This window comes from Novosphingobium flavum, assembly GCF_014230315.1.
Taxonomy (GTDB): Bacteria; Pseudomonadota; Alphaproteobacteria; order Sphingomonadales; family Sphingomonadaceae; genus Novosphingobium; species Novosphingobium flavum.
In genome coordinates, this window is sequence record NZ_JACLAW010000001.1 from 78,060 (window position 1) to 93,573 (window position 15,514).

The 15,514-nt window shown below is 67.1% G+C and carries 17 protein-coding genes; 13 read left to right on the forward strand and 4 right to left on the reverse strand.

Annotation, left to right across the window (positions count from 1 at the left end):
• Positions 1-14: 14 nt before the first annotated feature.
• The 3 genes from H7F51_RS00355 to H7F51_RS00365 all read left to right on the forward strand — a co-directional run bounded on the left by H7F51_RS00355 (position 15) and on the right by H7F51_RS00365 (position 2,822).
• A complete protein-coding gene (locus H7F51_RS00355; RefSeq protein ID WP_185662221.1) occupies positions 15-743 on the forward strand; it encodes a DUF4163 domain-containing protein in 729 nt (242 codons plus the stop codon).
• A 139-nt stretch (positions 744-882) separates the two neighbouring features.
• Positions 883-1,707 (forward strand): type I methionyl aminopeptidase, encoded by an 825-nt coding sequence (gene map / locus H7F51_RS00360; RefSeq protein ID WP_185662222.1) that lies wholly within the window; start codon positions 883-885, stop codon positions 1,705-1,707.
• Between the two features lie 452 nt (positions 1,708-2,159).
• Positions 2,160-2,822: a DUF4304 domain-containing protein gene (locus H7F51_RS00365; protein ID WP_221773932.1), complete on the forward strand. Its 663-nt coding sequence runs from the start codon at positions 2,160-2,162 to the stop codon at positions 2,820-2,822.
• Positions 2,823-3,189: 367 nt separating this feature from the next.
• Here H7F51_RS00365 and H7F51_RS00370 read toward each other — a convergent pair whose 3' ends face one another.
• Together H7F51_RS00370 and ccmA are read right to left on the reverse strand one after the other, a co-directional pair.
• The gene (locus H7F51_RS00370; protein WP_185662224.1) at positions 3,190-3,849 is read right to left on the reverse strand and encodes a heme exporter protein CcmB; all 660 of its coding nucleotides are present in this window, start codon (positions 3,847-3,849) and stop codon (positions 3,190-3,192) included.
• Complete coding sequence (ccmA, locus tag H7F51_RS00375) at positions 3,846-4,457, reverse strand: heme ABC exporter ATP-binding protein CcmA (RefSeq protein WP_185662225.1); 612 nt, start codon at positions 4,455-4,457, stop codon at positions 3,846-3,848. Before ccmA ends, H7F51_RS00370 begins: the two co-directional genes overlap by 4 nt.
• Before the next feature lie 47 nt (positions 4,458-4,504).
• Here ccmA and H7F51_RS00380 point away from each other — a divergent pair, with 47 nt between their 5' ends.
• Positions 4,505-4,801 (forward strand): 4a-hydroxytetrahydrobiopterin dehydratase, encoded by a 297-nt coding sequence (locus H7F51_RS00380; protein WP_185662226.1) that lies wholly within the window; start codon positions 4,505-4,507, stop codon positions 4,799-4,801.
• A 13-nt stretch (positions 4,802-4,814) separates the two neighbouring features.
• Here the strand turns inward: H7F51_RS00380 and H7F51_RS00385 are convergent, their stop codons facing one another.
• Together H7F51_RS00385 and H7F51_RS00390 are read right to left on the reverse strand one after the other, a co-directional pair.
• The gene (locus H7F51_RS00385; protein ID WP_185662227.1) at positions 4,815-5,861 is read right to left on the reverse strand and encodes an NAD(P)-dependent alcohol dehydrogenase; all 1,047 of its coding nucleotides are present in this window, start codon (positions 5,859-5,861) and stop codon (positions 4,815-4,817) included.
• Between the two features lie 106 nt (positions 5,862-5,967).
• The gene (locus tag H7F51_RS00390) at positions 5,968-6,585 is read right to left on the reverse strand and encodes a DNA-3-methyladenine glycosylase family protein (RefSeq protein WP_185662228.1); all 618 of its coding nucleotides are present in this window, start codon (positions 6,583-6,585) and stop codon (positions 5,968-5,970) included.
• A gap of 103 nt (positions 6,586-6,688) precedes the next feature.
• Between H7F51_RS00390 and H7F51_RS00395 the strand changes: the two genes are divergently transcribed.
• The 9 genes from H7F51_RS00395 to H7F51_RS00435 all read left to right on the forward strand — a co-directional run bounded on the left by H7F51_RS00395 (position 6,689) and on the right by H7F51_RS00435 (position 15,503).
• The gene (locus H7F51_RS00395; protein ID WP_185662229.1) at positions 6,689-7,006 is read left to right on the forward strand and encodes a 2Fe-2S iron-sulfur cluster-binding protein; all 318 of its coding nucleotides are present in this window, start codon (positions 6,689-6,691) and stop codon (positions 7,004-7,006) included.
• A gap of 42 nt (positions 7,007-7,048) precedes the next feature.
• Positions 7,049-8,041 carry a cysteine synthase A gene (locus H7F51_RS00400; protein ID WP_185662230.1) on the forward strand — a complete coding sequence of 331 codons (993 nt, stop codon included), beginning with the start codon at positions 7,049-7,051 and terminating at the stop codon, positions 8,039-8,041.
• Positions 8,042-8,111: 70 nt separating this feature from the next.
• Entirely contained in the window at positions 8,112-8,429 is a 318-nt protein-coding gene (locus tag H7F51_RS00405) for a hypothetical protein (RefSeq protein ID WP_185662231.1), read from the forward strand.
• 486 nt (positions 8,430-8,915) lie between these two features.
• Positions 8,916-9,347: a division/cell wall cluster transcriptional repressor MraZ gene (locus H7F51_RS00410; RefSeq protein ID WP_185662232.1), complete on the forward strand. Its 432-nt coding sequence runs from the start codon at positions 8,916-8,918 to the stop codon at positions 9,345-9,347.
• Positions 9,347-10,312, forward strand: coding sequence for a 16S rRNA (cytosine(1402)-N(4))-methyltransferase RsmH (gene rsmH, locus H7F51_RS00415; protein ID WP_185662233.1), 966 nt, complete (start codon positions 9,347-9,349; stop codon positions 10,310-10,312). Before H7F51_RS00410 ends, rsmH begins: the two co-directional genes overlap by 1 nt.
• Positions 10,312-10,857, forward strand: coding sequence for a hypothetical protein (locus H7F51_RS00420; protein WP_185662234.1), 546 nt, complete (start codon positions 10,312-10,314; stop codon positions 10,855-10,857). The genes rsmH and H7F51_RS00420 overlap by 1 nt, the downstream gene beginning before the upstream one ends.
• A 1-nt stretch (position 10,858) precedes the next feature.
• Positions 10,859-12,580, forward strand: coding sequence for a peptidoglycan D,D-transpeptidase FtsI family protein (locus H7F51_RS00425; protein WP_185662235.1), 1,722 nt, complete (start codon positions 10,859-10,861; stop codon positions 12,578-12,580).
• A complete protein-coding gene (locus tag H7F51_RS00430; protein ID WP_185662236.1) occupies positions 12,577-14,043 on the forward strand; it encodes a UDP-N-acetylmuramoyl-L-alanyl-D-glutamate--2,6-diaminopimelate ligase in 1,467 nt (488 codons plus the stop codon). The genes H7F51_RS00425 and H7F51_RS00430 overlap by 4 nt, the downstream gene beginning before the upstream one ends.
• Positions 14,040-15,503: a UDP-N-acetylmuramoyl-tripeptide--D-alanyl-D-alanine ligase gene (locus H7F51_RS00435; protein ID WP_185662237.1), complete on the forward strand. Its 1,464-nt coding sequence runs from the start codon at positions 14,040-14,042 to the stop codon at positions 15,501-15,503. The genes H7F51_RS00430 and H7F51_RS00435 overlap by 4 nt, the downstream gene beginning before the upstream one ends.
• Positions 15,504-15,514 lie beyond the last annotated feature (11 nt).

The window sequence follows — 15,514 nt, forward strand, 5'->3', positions numbered from 1 at the left end:
AGAGGGAAAATGCCATGTTGCGCTTCGCCGCCATCCTGTTTGCCGTCACCGCCCCGGCCGCGCTCGCCGCGCCGCCCGCTCGCGCGGTCAAGGAGGACAACGCGCTTTACAGTTTCTCCTACACCTATCCGGCCGCGGCGGGAACGATCCCGGGCCTGCGCGCCAGCCTCGACGCCGATCTCGCCACCCGCCTCGCCAAGCTGCAGAAGGATGCCCGCACCGACGCGGCCGAGGCCAAGGCCGGCGGCTTTCCCTATCGCAAGTATGACTGGACCCAGTCGTGGCTGGTGGTCTCCAACCTGCCGGGCTGGCTCTCCCTGTCGGCCACCTACTATTCCTACACCGGGGGGGCTCATGGCATGACCTGGGCCGGCTCGATGCTGTGGGACCGCAGGGCCGCCCGCGCGCGCAGCCCGCTCGACCTGTTCGTCTCCCGCGTGGCCCTGGCCAAGGCGATCCGCGCGCCGTTCTGCGACGAGCTTGACCGCCAGCGCGCCAAAAAGCGCGGCCACGCCGTCACGCGCACCGCCGCCGACGATTTCGACGCCTGCATCGATCCCACGGCGCAAACGGTGATCCTCGGCTCGCGCGGCGGGCAGGGTTTCGACCGCCTCGGCATCCTCGTCGCGCCCTACAGCGCCGGCCCCTACGCCGAAGGGACCTACGAGGTCACGGTCCCGGTCACGCCCGCCGTATTGGCGGCGGTCAAGCCCGCCTTCCGCGCCAGCTTTGATGTGCGTTGACCGGCCCCGCCTGACGGCGTGACCTCGCGCGGCCGGTGCTGCAAGCCCTTCGCGTAAGGCGAAGGGCGCACCCAGCAAAGACTCGTACCCAAGTAATATTCCATCGCAAAATCGGGCCTCCGCGATTATGTGAGGGCTCATGACTCAATACCAGACCATCACCGGAAACGAGACCGTGCTGCGCGACGGCACGATCAAGCTCCACGGCCCCGCCGGCTTCGAAGGCATGCGCAAGGCCGGCCGCCTCGCCGCCGAAATCCTCGACGCGCTGACCACGTTCGTCCAGCCCGGCGTCACCACCGGCGCGATCGACGATCTCGTCCGCCAGATGACGCTCGATGGCGGCGGCGTTCCCGCCACGCTCGGCTACCGGGGCTATGCCCATTCCTGCTGCACCTCGATCAACAACGTGATCTGCCACGGCATTCCGGGCGACAAGGTCCTGCGCGACGGGGACATCGTCAACATCGACGTCACCCCGCTGGTCGATGGCTGGCACGGCGATACCAGCCGCATGTACCTCGTCGGAGACGTGCCGCTGAAGGCCCGCCGCCTGGTCGACGTCACTTACGAATGCCTGATGATCGGCATCGACCTGGCGCGGTCTGGCAACCGCCTCGGCGATATCGGCGCCGCGATCCAGAAGCACGCCGAGGCGCACCGCTACGGCGTCGTCCGCGAATTCTGCGGCCACGGCGTCGGCCGCCTGTTCCACGATGCCCCCGAAGTGATCCACGCCGGCCGCCCCGGCACCGGCCCTGAACTGCGCCCCGGCATGTTCTTCACGATCGAACCGATGATCAACCTCGGCAAGCCCGGCGTGAAGATGCTCGACGACGGCTGGACGGCCGTAACGCGCGACCGCTCGCTCTCGGCCCAGTTCGAACACTCGATCGGCATCACCGAAACGGGCTGCGAGATCTTCACCCTCAGCCCCAAGGGCCTCCACAACCCGCCCTATTGACGCGACCTGCTCCCCTCCCGCCAGCGGGATGGCGCTACCCCCAACCCCTCCCGCAAGCGGGAGGGGTTGGGGGTGGGCCTGCGCGACAGCGCAAATCCCCAGCGCACCCACAGCACGTTCGGCTGGAATATCAGGAGGCAGCCATCCTCGTCCCAACCACAAAACCCCGCTCAGCCTGAGCCTGTCGAAGCATGTCCTGAGCTTCGCCGAAGGGGCCACGCACCAAGGCCGCCCCGATCTCTGCGTCATGCTGAACTCGTTTCAGCATCCATGTCGGGGTCCGGAATTCCGTCACTATTGGGCTATATTTTTCGGAAATCATGTGGTTTCCGGCAGCGCAGGCAAAAGCTGCCTATCCGCGACCCGATTGCTGACATTCGAACGACGTTCTTGTAGCGTCGAATATCGTGAACTCTGTCCGCCTAGGGCGGAGGGAAAAGGGCTTCCGACGCATGGACAGCAAGGTCGTAAATAGGGAAATAAGAGGGCGGATATGGCCCCTACTGAAGGATGTCGGTTTTAGTCACTTTACGTCACGAACTGCATGGCGGTACTGTGAGGGGAAGATCGACGTTCTGAATTTTCAGTCATTCAATTCATACAACGCTGGTGTCATGGACGTTACTACGTTCTCTTTTTGTGTGAACCTCGGTATTTTCCTAAATTATGTGCCGTCCCGGTGGCCGCAGAAGGTCAAAGATGGCCACCAAATTCCTGACGAAGCTCAATGCCATTTCCGACGGCGACTGAGGCGGAGAGTGACACCCCGAGGCAAAGAGCACGGTGATGTTTGGAATTTAGATGAGCAGGGCAAGAACTTGCTGTGGTGCATACGGGACGTTGCTGAGCAACTACCGGAAGCGGCATCGTGGTTCGATCGCCTGGCTGATAAATCCGAGGTGCTGAATATCCTGCTCAATCAGGAAGAGGACATGAACAATGTCTGGGGCTTCGGACGCAACCCCTCACCCATCCGCTCTTATCTGACAGGGTACGTCGCTCGCGCGGTCGGAAATCACGATCTTGCCCGAGAGAAGTTAGAAGAAGCCGTGCGATCCAACTGCTTTATAGAGGAGTTTGACGACGTCGAATCCGCCATCAGTCGATCCCTTTAAATAAAGCAAGTCGCGCGACCGCACAAACCGACATAATGCGTTAGTGTCCGCTCCCCACCCCAAGCCTCCGTTCCTGTTGAGCGCACAACAAACGGGTGTTTTCCGCCAAGGTCCGCTTGCGAAGGAGCGGGGGCTTCTCGAATGGCCGGAATGTCCGCGTCTCCAGACAGCCCACAATCGCGCCCCACCAAAATCCACTTTCCTACATCGCCTCCCGCTGTCAGCCTCCCGTCGCGAGCCCCACAAGCCCGTTCCTTGAACCGTCAGTGCCTCGCACCGAGTTGGACAAGTGTCACCCATGCACTCACCCAAAAACCCGCGCATTCCCGCCATTCCGGCGCGAACGCAGGGTTACACCCGTGTCACCCTAACCCCGCCCGGCGCGCACCGCCGCGCCGCCGGCAAACGGCGCCAGCGCCAGCAGGACAAGGCTCACGGCGGCGGTGAGGGCAATCCCGCTGTCCCCGCCCGTGGCAAGGCTCCCCGCGCCGAACACCAGCAGCGGCACGGCCAGCGGGATCACCAGCAGCCCCGAAAGCGCCGCCCCGCCGCGCAGGCCCGCGGTCAGCGCCGCCACGGTCACGCCCAGCGCCGCCAGCCCCGGCGTACCCACCAGCAAGCCCAGTTCCACCGTGCGAAAGGCTGCCGCGTCGATCCCGAGCAGGGCTGAGGCGGGCAGGGTGGCCAGCATCAGCAGCGGCCCGAAGCTCAGCCAATGCGCCACCACCCGCACGGCGATGGTCCATTCCTCGCTCATCCCGCGCAGGGCCCATTGGTCGAACATGCCCGCGTCCAGATCGGGCTCCACCAGCCGGTCGAGTGGCAGGATCGCCGCCAGCAGCGCCGCCACCCAGATCACCCCGCCGCCGGTCCGCGCCAGCAGTTTCGGGTCCGGCCCCACGGCAAAGGGAAACAGCATGGCGACCGCAAGGAAGAACAGCAGCGGCAACATGGTTCCGCCGCGCCGCCCGCCCAGCAGCAGCAGCGCCACGTCGCGGCGAAGGAGCGCCCAGAGCCGGTGGCTCATTCGCCCCACTCCTCATCGGCAAATTCCCCGGCGTGGACATATTTCCGGAGCGCCAGCGTGTGGTGTTCGGGCAGGTTGATCGGCTGGTGCGAGGCGACCAGAGCCAGTCCCCCGGCAGCGCAGTGCTCGGCCACGATCGTCTCGACCAGCGCCACGGCATCGCTGTCGAGGCCATTGAGCGGCTCGTCGAGCAGCCAGACCGGCGCCCCTTGCGCGATCAGCCGCGCCAGCGCCGCACGCTTCTTCTGCCCGGTGGAAAGAAACCGCACCGGCACCTCGCGCAGCGCGCCAAGCCCCAGCCGGTCCACGGCGTCGGCGCCGTGGCCATCGAACCGCTCCCAGAAGGCCAGCGCCTGTCCCAGCGGCAGGTGGGTGTCGAGGGCAGGGCGCTCGTCGACCAGCCCGGCCTCGCCCTCGCGCTCCACGCTTCCGGAAAAGGGCGCCATCAGTCCGGCAAGAATGCGGATCAGGCTGGACTTGCCGATCCCGTTGGGCCCGGACACGCGCAGCGCCTCGCCCGCCTCAAGGCTGAGCGACAGGCCCCGGAACAGGATCCGGTCCCCCCTCCGGCAGGCAAGACCCTCTGCGGCAAGTCGGCACGATTGCATCGCCGAGCGCCTTAGGCGAAGCTCGCGCCCCTGCCAAGGAGCGCCCGATGCCCAATGCCCCCCGCCGCCTCAAGCCCGCCGAACTGGCCCGCGAACTCGAGGCCCTGCCGCTCTGGGCGCTGGTGAACAACGGCACGGCGATTGCCCGCTCGTTCACCTTCGCCGATTTCGCCGCGGCTTTCGCCTTCATGACCCGCGTGGCCGAGGCGGCCGAGCGCGCCGATCACCACCCGGACTGGAGCAATTCGTGGAACCGGGTGAACATCACGCTCTCCACCCATTCCGCCGATGGCCTGACCCCGCGCGACATCGCCCTCGCGCTCGAAATCGAGAAACTGTTCTGATCCGGCAGGAAGGTCAGCCCTCCAGCGTCGCCATGTCGATCACGAAGCGGTACCGCACGTCGGACCGCTCCATCCGGTCCCACGCCTCGTTGATCTCGGCCATGGCGATCATCTCGACCTCGGGCAGCACGCCCTTCTCGGCGCAGAAATCGAGCATTTCCTGCGTCTCCGCGATCCCGCCGACCAGCGAACCGGCAATCCGGCGGCGGCCCATGATCAGCGGCACGGTCACCGCCTCCTCCATCGGCCCGACCTGGCCGACGATCACCAGCGTCCCGTCGACGTCGAGCAGCGGCAGGTAGGGGTTGAGGTCGTGCTTGACCGGCACGGTATCGATGATCAGGTCGAAGCCCCCGGCCGCCGCCTTCATCTGCGCGGCGTCGGTAGAGATCACGACCTTGCCCGCGCCCAGCGCCGCCGCGTCCGCTTCCTTGCCCACGGTCCGGCTGAATACGCTGACCTCGGCACCCAAAGCGGCGGCGAGCTTGACCGCCATGTGGCCCAATCCGCCGAGGCCGATCACGCCGACCCGCGTGCCCGCGCTCACGTTCCACTGCCGCAGCGGCGACCAGGTGGTGATCCCCGCACAAAGCAGCGGTGCCGCCTTGGATGGATCAAGTCCCTCGGGCATCCTGAGCACGAAGTGGTCCTTCACCACGATGTGCTTGGCATAGCCGCCCTGGGTCGGATCGCCCGTCACCCGGTCGCGCCCGCCGTAAGTCCCGGTAAAGCCGTTGCGGCAATATTGCTCGAGGTCCTTCTCGCAATTGTCGCAATGCCCGCAGGAATCGACGAAGCAGCCGACCGCGACAAGGTCGCCTTCCTTGTGGGCCGTCACCGCCGATCCGGTAGCGATCACCCGGCCGACGATCTCGTGGCCCGGCACGATCGGATTGTAGGTCGGCCCCCAGTCGCCCCGGCAGGTGTGCAGGTCGGAATGGCACACGCCGCTGAAGAGGATTTCCAGCGCCACGTCGTCAGCGCGCAGGTCGCGCCGCTCGAAGGACCACGGCGCCAGCGGCGCATCGGGGGCATAGGCGGCAAAACCGGTAGTCTGCATGGGCGGTTTCCATTGGCTTGGGGCAGGGGCGTGGAGCAGGGGCCCCAAATGGGGCCTGTCCTCGCGCCGGAAAAGACGTGAGCTAATTTCTTTTTGCAACTGGTTTCTAGAGCGCCGGATTGTCGTAGCAATGCCAGGTGAAGATCGCCGCCGCCCCGCGGTGCGGCCGCCAGCCTTCGCCCAGCGTCCTTGTCTCCTTTTCCGAAGGCCGCGCCTCCAGACCCAGCACCTTGTGCAGCCCGGCCTGGACGCCAAGGTCCCCCGCCGGCCAGACGTCGGCGCGCCCTTCGGCGAAGAGCAGATAGATCTCGGCCGACCACCGCCCGATCCCCTTGATCCGGGTCAGCAGGGCGATCGCTTCCTCGTCGTCGGCGGGCAGGGCGGAGAAATCGAGTTCGCCCGCACTCACCATTTCACACAGCGAGCGGACATAGCCCTGCTTCTGGCGCGACAGGCCGCAGCCGCGCAGCGTGTCGAAGTCGCTCGCCAGCAGGATCGCGGGGTCGATATCCGGCCCGGCCAGCGCCTCCACCCGCCGCCACATCGAGCTGGCCGCCGCCACGCTCACCTGCTGGCCAACGATCGTGCGCAGCAGCGTGGCATGGCCCCGCTCGCGCAGGCGCGGCGCCGGATAGCCGACCTTGTCCAGCGCAAGTGCGAATGCCGGCTCGCGCCCGGCGAGGCTGTCCAGCCCCTCTTTCAACTGCTCCGCGCTCAATCCCATGGCCGCCTCATCGGTTTGCTTGCAAATCCACCTGCCACCCGTTAGCAGCCCGGCCCGTATGCCGAACAGGCATGAACCACGAATTTGATCGGGGACCTTGCGAATGACCAAGCTGATCGTCGTTGACCGCCAGGGCGCGGAATCGGAAGTCCAGGCCAGCGAAGGCATGTCGGTGATGGAAGCCATCCGTGACAACGGCTTCGACGAACTGCTGGCCCTGTGCGGCGGCTGCTGCTCCTGCGCCACCTGCCACGTCTACGTCGATCCCGCCTTCGCCTCGGCCCTCCCGGCGATGGGCGAGGACGAGAACGACCTGCTCGACAGCTCCGATCACCGCAACGAAACCTCGCGTCTTTCGTGCCAGCTGATCCTGGGTGCCGGTATGGACGGCCTCAAGGTCACTATCGCGCCGGAAGATTGATCTATCTTGCCGCCGGGGCCTTGGCGCCCTAGCAGTTCCGGCATGAACCCGCCCGCCGTCCGCAACACGCTCGACCTGATCGGCAATACCCCGCTCGTCCTGCTCAAGGGCCCGAGCGAGGCTGCCGGCTGCGAAATCTGGGGCAAGTGCGAATTCGCCAACCCCGGTGCCTCGGTCAAGGACCGGGCGGCGCTGTGGATCGTGCGCGATGCCGAGGCGCGCGGCACGCTCCTGCCCGGCGGCACGATTGTCGAGGGCACGGCCGGCAATACCGGGATCGGCCTCGCGCTGGTGGCCAATGCCCTCGGCTACAAGACGATCATCGTCATGCCGGAAACCCAGTCGCGCGAGAAGATGGACACGCTGCGCGCGCTCGGGGCGGAACTGGTCCTCGTCCCCGCTGCGCCGTTCTCGAACCCGGGGCACTTCGTCCACACCTCGCGCCGCCTGGCGGAGGAGACCGAGGGCGCGGTCTGGGCCAACCAGTTCGACAACATCGCCAACCGCAAGGCCCATATCGAGAGCACGGCTCCCGAGATCTGGGCCCAGATGGATGGCCGGATCGACGGTTTCACCTGCGCCGCCGGCACGGGCGGGACCATCGCCGGGGTCGGCCTCGGCCTCAAGGCCTTTGACGAGAACATCGCCATCGCCCTGACCGATCCATACGGCGCGGCGCTCTACAACTACTACGCTCACGGCGAGCTCAAGGCCGAGGGCAACTCGGTTGCCGAAGGGATCGGCCAGTCGCGGATCACCGCCAATCTCGATGGCGCCCCGATCGATACCCAGTTCCGCATTTCCGATGAGGAAGGGCTGGAATGGGTCCGCCGCCTGCTCGCGGAAGAAGGCCTGTGCCTTGGCCTGTCCTCGGGCATCAACGTTGCCGGGGCCATCGCGCTCGGCCGCCAGCTGGGGCAGGGCGCGCGGATCGCCACGATCCTGTGCGACACGGGCTTCCGTTACCTGTCCTCGCTCTACAACGCCGAATGGCTGCGCGCGAAAGGCCTGCCGGTCTTTCCCTGGCTCGCCTGAAGGGAGGCGGCTTCCCCCTCTGGCTCCATGAACCTTGCGGCTGGTCGCGGGCGGGGCTATCTTGAGCCCAATGGCAACCAGGCCGAACCAGTCAGGGCGCAGCGCCGGGCCGCAGCTCGTTGTCGCCCCCACCCAGCGGGAACTCCGCTCTCAGGCGATTCATCGCCTGCAGATGGGGCTGTTCGGGCTGGCCGCGATGCTGCTGCTGGTGGGGCTTGCGAACATCATCATGGAGCGGGCCCGCATGGCGGAGAGCACGTTTCCGCAAGCGGCTGGCCTGCCGACCGAGGCCGCTGCCCCCAAGAGCGACCCGCTTGCCGACATGGGCGTGATCCCTTCGCCCGAGGCGAAGGCCACCGCCGCCCCGGTTCCCGCACCCACCAACTGACCTGAGCCTTCCCGGGCTGGACGGGGCCGCGCCGCGCCGGCGGGCCTGCGACGGTGCGTCTGCGAGTCGCGTCGGGGCAGCCGGGGAAATCGCGGGATGCTGCGTTTGAAGCGAGCTAACCCCCTGCTTTCATGTCAGAATTTAGTGAACATAACAGGATCATTCCGCCTTGTTGCGGAAGGTGTACGGCGGTTTTTGGCGAAAAACCGCCGTGAAAACGCAATTTCCCGTGATTTCCCGCAAATTTCCCTTCCAACCCCGGCCCCTCCGGGTTATGAATGAACTCCATCGGACAGGGCGGGTCCGCCACATGGCGGAGCAGGGCTGCAAACCGGCGGGCGTAAGGCTCGGCCGGGCGGGTTCATTCGTCCCTTTTCGAAGCGTGGTTTCACCCCAAAGCGGAAGGGGGCTGGGGGCGAAGTGGAGGGCAGGCGCGTCAGGTACAACGGACAGGGCTTTTCGCTTCGCGGCGAAAAGGATCGGTTCGTGCTGCCGCCGGACTTCCGCAAGGCGCTCAAGGATTCAGGGGATGGCCGCAAGGAGCTTTGCCTCCAGCTTCATGCGGAACTCCCGTGCCTCGTCGGGTTCGGCCTCAGCCGTGAGGCCGAACTCGACGTCCAGCTGGACCGCGAGGAGGAAAACGCCCTTCGCCGGAATGAGCCGTTCAATCGCCAGCTTCGCGCCTCCCAGCTGTTCGGCTTCCTCAAGGTGCCGTTTGACGATTCCGGCCGCTTCGTCCTGCCGCCGCGCTTCGTGAAAGGCGCGCTGATCGCTGATCGGCTCTATTTCCAGGGTGCGGGCGCCGATTTCCTGATCTTCAACCCCGACGAACTGATGAAGCTCGGGGCCGACTGGCGCCATGCCCAGCTGGCCTGCGAAGACCTCGCCGAACAGGCCCTCGCCCGGGGGCGCAAGTGATGGCGGAAGCATCCCGGCCCGAGAATGGGGCTCCCCACATCCCGGTCCTGCTGGGCGAAGTGCTTGGCGCGCTTCAGCCCGCGCCCGGCATGGTGATCGTCGATGCCACCTTCGGCGCCGGCGGCTATACCCGCCGTCTGCTAGAAGCCGGGGCCACGGTTCACGCTTTCGACCGCGATCCCGATGCCATCGCCGCTGGCCGACTCTGGCCCGAAACGCGCGAGAATCCGCCGCGCCTCGTGCTGCATGCCCGCCGTTTCTCGGAAATGGCCGAGGGCATGGCCGAAGTCGGCATCGACCGGGTCGACGGGGTGGTGATGGATATCGGGGTATCCTCGATGCAGCTTGACCAGCCCCAGCGCGGCTTCGCCTTCTCGTCCGATGGCCCGCTCGACATGCGCATGGCGCAGGAAGGGCCCTCGGCGGCCGATTTCCTGAATACGGCGGCCGAGGCGGAGATCGCCGACGTGCTCTACCTCTACGCCGAGGAGCGCCAGTCGCGCCGCGTCGCCCGTGCGATCGTCGCGGCCCGCCCGCTCGAGACCACCGGCCAGCTTGCCCATGTCGTGCGCAAGGCGCTCGGCTATCGCCCCGGCGCGCCCAAGGACCCGGCGACGCGTTCGTTCCAGGCCGTGCGCATTCACGTCAATGCCGAGCTGGACGAGTTGAAAGAGGGGCTGCTCGCGGCCGAATCACTGCTTGCGGAGGGTGGCCGGCTGGCCGTCGTCAGCTTCCACAGCCTCGAGGATCGCATCGTGAAACAGTTCCTGCGCGATGCCAGCGGGGCGGTTTCCGGCGGTTCGCGGCACCTGCCGCAGGCCCAATCGGCGTCCAGTCCCACTTTTGCACATGTTTCCAAGGCAGTTCGTCCCTCCGAGGCGGAGCTGGCCTTCAATCCCCGTTCGCGTTCAGCCACGTTGCGTAGCGCTATGCGCACCGCGGCACCTGCAAGGAGGGCAGCCTGATGCTCACTCGCTCCCGCGCCCGTTCCATCGGTTGGGCCGCGGTCCTCGTTACGTGCTTTGCGCTCACGCTCGCCCTGACCTTCCGGGTCAACGCGGTGAAAAGCCAGGTGCGTCTCACGGAGCGCCGGATCGTCTCGCTGAAAATGGAAAGGGGCATGCTCGAGACCGAGTTCGAGACGCGGGCCAATCAGCAGCAGTTGCGCGCGCTCAACGAGGTGGAATTCGGCTATCAGGCGCCGACCGCCGGGCAGTATCTCGAAAGCGAGCGGCAGCTGGCCATGCTCGGCAAGCCGCGCGGGCCCGATGCGCCCGACATGATTCGCGTCGCCAAGGCCGATCCGGCGCAACAATCGGGGGATTCCCTGCTTCCGGCCATGGTCAACCCCTTGACCGGCAAGGCCATCGCCGCCGAATTGCCACGTGACAAGGTGCGCGCGCGCGAACTGGCCAGCGGCTCGACCCCGGATGGACTGGTCGAACGCCTCAGCCATGTCGAACGCAGCCCCAAACCCGTTGCGAAGAGCCTGAAGGCGGCCCTGGACTGAAATGACCTCCCTTACCGTCTCGACCGCGATCTCATCGGGACGGGTCCGGCTCGTCGACATTCGCCAGCGTTCGCTGCTGGTGGCCAAGTGGCGGGTCTACTGGGTCGTGGCGGCCTTCACCTTCATCGCCGTCGTTGCCTTCTTCCGGATCGGCTGGATCGGCCTGTCGGGCGATGCCCCGGAAAGCCGCACCATGGCCGATGCCATGCTGCCCCCGCGTGGGGAGATCGTCGATCGCAACGGCGTGCCGCTGGCCCGCGCCTTCCCGGCCTATGCCCTGTGGTACAATCCCAAGGCGCTGGGTGATGGCCCGGCCCTGGTCAAGAGCCCGGCCGAAGTGGCTGCCGCGCTCGTCCGCATCTTCCCGGACGAGGACTATGCCAAGCTGAAGGCGCGCCTCGCCTCGGGCAAGCCGCAGTATCTGCGCCGCCGGATCATGCCGGAAGACGCCAACCGCATCCATGCCCTGGGTGAACCCGCGCTCGAATTCCCGCGCGAGAACGAGCGGTATTATCCGCAAGGTTCGATGGCCGCCCACGTGCTCGGCTATGTCTCGACCGAAGGGCATGGCAAGCTCGGCATGGAAGCCGTGTTCGACAAGCAGCTGTTCGATCCGGCCACTCGTGCCAAGCCCGCCGTCCTGTCGATCGACAGCCGGGTCCAGGGCGCGCTCGAGGATGAGCTGATGCGGGCCATGCAGCTTTCGGAGGCCAAGGGTGCGGGCGGCATCGTGCTGGATGTCGATACTGGCGAGGTTCTCGCGCTGGCCTCGCTGCCCTCGTTCAACCCCAACCTGATCGACCAGCAGTCGGTCCCCAACATCTTCAACCGCGTCACCAACCAGGTCTACGAACTGGGCTCGGTGATGAAGCCGATCACCGTTGCCGCCGCGATCGAGGCGGGCGTGGTGACCGACATGGCTCGCCGTTACCCATCGGGTGCGCCGCTACAGATCGGCGGCTTCCAGATCCATGACAGCCACAATTATGGCGCCTCGCTCAACGTGCCCGAGGCGCTGATCCACTCGTCGAACATCGTCACCGCCCAGGTGGCCGACCAGCTTGGCGGGGTGAAGCTCAAGAAGACCATGCAGGAACTTGGTTTCGACCGCCGCCCGCAGATCGAGCTTCCCGCCGGCTTCCCGATCTGGCCGCGCGGAGACTGGGCGCGGATCACCACGATGACCGTATCCTACGGCCACGGCGTCGCGCTCACCCCGATGCATCTCGCCTCGGCCTATGCCGCGCTCGTCAACGGTGGGATCTGGCGCCCGGCCACCCTGCGCAGGCTCCAGCCGAATGAAGTCCCGGCCGGCAAGCGCATCTGGGCGGCCAGCACCTCGGCGCGGATGCGCCAGCTGCTGCGCATGATCGTCTCGGTCGGCACGGGCCGCAAGGCCGATGCACCGGGCTTCCGTATCGGCGGCAAGACCGGTTCGGCCGAAAAGCCCGGCGCGCATGGCTATCAGCGCACCAACCTGATCACCACTTTCGCCGCCGCCTTCCCGATGGACCGGCCCCGCTTCGTGGTCATCGCCATGATGGACGAGCCCAAGGGCACCGTCGCCACATCCGGCCAGCGCACCGCCGCCTGGAACGCGGCGCCCGTGATCGGGCGGGTCGTGCCGCGCATCGGGCCACTGCTCGGGGTCATGCCCGATGCCACCCGCGACGTCGATATTTCCGAACTGGCGCCGCTGGTCGGCAACGGGGAAGGGGAATGAAGCTCGGCGCCCTTGCTGCCGCGGCAGGCCTGCCGCTCGCAGAGGGCGCGGAGCGCGACGTGACCGGCTTCGCCATCGACAATCGCAAGGTTGCCCCGGGCACGGTCTTCGGCGCGTTTCAGGGCGCGACGGTAAACGGCGAGGACTTCATTCCGGCCGCGATCCAGGCCGGGGCCGTTGCAGTCGTCGCCCGGCCCGAAGCCCGCGTCGAGGGCGCAGTCCATATCGCCGATGCCGAGCCGCGCCGGGCTTTCGCGCGCCTTGCCGCCGGGTTCTATGCGCCGGTGCCCGAAACGATCGTCGCCGTCACCGGCACCAACGGCAAGACCTCGACCGTCGAGATGGTCCGCCAGATCTGGCGCATGGCGGGCAACCGCGCCGCCTCGATCGGTACGCTCGGCGTGACCACGCCCGAAGGCTCGGTCTCGACCGGGCTGACCACGCCCGACATCGTCACCTTCCTCGCCAACATGGCCGGCCTCGCGCGCGAAGGCGTCACGCACGTCGCCTATGAGGCGTCCTCCCACGGTCTCGCCCAGTTCCGCAACGAGGGGCTGCGGGTCAAGGCCGGGGCCTTCACCAATCTCAGCCGCGATCACCTCGATTACCACAAGGACATGGCGGACTATTTTGCCGCGAAGATGCGCCTGTTCGACGAGGTGGTGGAACAAGGCGGCACGGCAGTCATCTGGGCCGACGACCAATGGTCGCCGTCGTCGGCAGAGCGGGCGCAGGCAAGGGGGTTGCGCCTGTTCACGGTGGGCGAGAAGGGGACGCAGATCCGCCTTCTCGCCCGCTCCCCCAGCGCTCTGGGCCAGACTCTTCAGATCGAGCATGAAGGCGCGGCCCGCACGATCAACCTGCCGCTGATCGGGGCCTACCAGGCCGCCAACGCACTGGTGGCGGCGGGCCTCGTCCTCGCCACGGGCGGCGATCCGGCGTGCACGTTCGACGCGCTCGGCCGGCTCCAGCCGGTGCGCGGGCGGCTCGAACGGGCCGCGATCACCGGGCTGGGCGCGCCGGTCTATGTCGACTATGCCCACACCCCCGATGCGCTTGAAGCCGCCATCGCCGCGCTCAGGCCCCATGTCACCGGGCGGCTGATCGTGGTATTCGGAGCGGGCGGGGATCGCGATTCCGGCAAGCGCCCGCTGATGGGCCAGGTCGCGGCCGAGCAGGCCGACATCGTGATCGTGACCGATGACAATCCGCGCGGCGAGGATGCGGGCGAAATCCGCAAGGCCGTGCTCGCCGGATGCTCGGGCGGCCTGATGGGCAAGGTCCGTGAGATCGGCGACCGGCGCGAGGCCATTGCAGCGGCGTTGCAGACGGCTTGCAAGGGCGATGTCGTCCTCGTTGCCGGCAAGGGGCACGAGCAGGGGCAGATCATCGGGCGGGGCGAGGCCATGCGCGTCCTACCTTTCGACGACGTCACGGTAGCGAGGGAGTGCGCCGGGCAATGAGTGCAATAGCCGCCCTGATCGACTGGCCGGAAGACAGCCTCACCGAATGGCGCCTCGCGCTGTGGACCTCGGCCGAACTGGCCGAGGCGACCGGCGGCCTTGCCAGCGATGAATTCGAGGTATCCGGCGTCGAGATCGACAGCCGAGACGTGGTCGAGGGTGACCTGTTCTTCGCGCTCAAGGGCGAAGTCATGGACGGCCACCGTTTCCTCGATTCCGCCTTCCGGAACGGCGCCGTCGCCGCGGTGGTCGACCGGAAAGTCAATTATCCGCATATACTTGTGCCGGATACTTTCGAGGCGCTGCAAGCTCTGGCCACCGCCCGCCGTGCCGCGATCGCGGCAACCGCCTGCGTCATCGGGGTGACCGGATCGGTCGGCAAGACAAGCGTCAAGGAAGCGCTCTTCGCCGCGCTCGACCGTTCAAGCCACGGCCGCGCGCACCGTTCGGTCAAAAGCTACAACAACCACGTCGGCGTGCCGCTCAGCCTCGCGCGCACGCCCACCGGCAGCCATTTCGGCGTGTTCGAGATGGGCATGAACCATGCCGGCGAAATCGCCGCGCTGACCCGGCAGGTCCGCCCCCACGTCGCGCTGATCACCACGATCGCCCCGGCCCATATCGAGAACCTCGGCTCGGAAGCAGCGATCGCCGATGCCAAGGCCGAAATCTTCGAGGGCCTCGAACCGGGCGGCACGGCGGTGATCCCGGCCGACGGCCCGCATTTTCGCCGTCTTGCCGATGCCGCGCGCCGTGCCGGGGCCAACGTCGTCTCGTTCGGCCGGTCAAGCGAGGCCGATGTCCGCCTGCTCGACGCGGTCATGGCGCCGGGCGGCGGCTCGCTGGTCACGGCCGACATGGGCGACCGGCGGCTGTGCTACACCGTCGCCGCACCGGGCGAGCACTGGGTCACCAATTCGCTCGCTGTCATGGCCGCGGTCCGCGCGGCGGGCGGCGATCTCGGCGCGGCGGGCCTCGCCCTTGCCGAACTCGAAGGGCTCAAGGGGCGCGGCGCGCGCCACACCATAACTGCCGGCAGCGGGAAGGCCCTGCTGATCGACGAGAGCTACAACGCCAACCCCGCCTCGATGGCCGCGACCCTGGCCCAGCTCGGCGCCACGCCGGCCCGGCGCCGCATCGCCGTGCTCGGCGCGATGAAGGAACTGGGCGAGCACGGCCCGCAGTTTCACGCCGAGCTGGCCGGGCCGCTCGCGGCTGCCGGAGCAGACTATGCGCTTCTGGTGGGCGACGAGATGACCGCGCTGGCCGACGAACTGGGGAAATCGGCAGGCGGCGCGCTTGGCAAAGTGATCCCCTTCGCTCATTGCCGGTCAACCGCAGAGGCAATCGAAGCCCTGTCGGCATGGGGCCTGGAAGACGGCGACGTCCTCCTCGTCAAGGGATCGAATTCGGTGGGGCTCGGCCAACTGGTCGCCGCCCTCACTCTCGGGCAAGGCTAGGTTCGCACAAA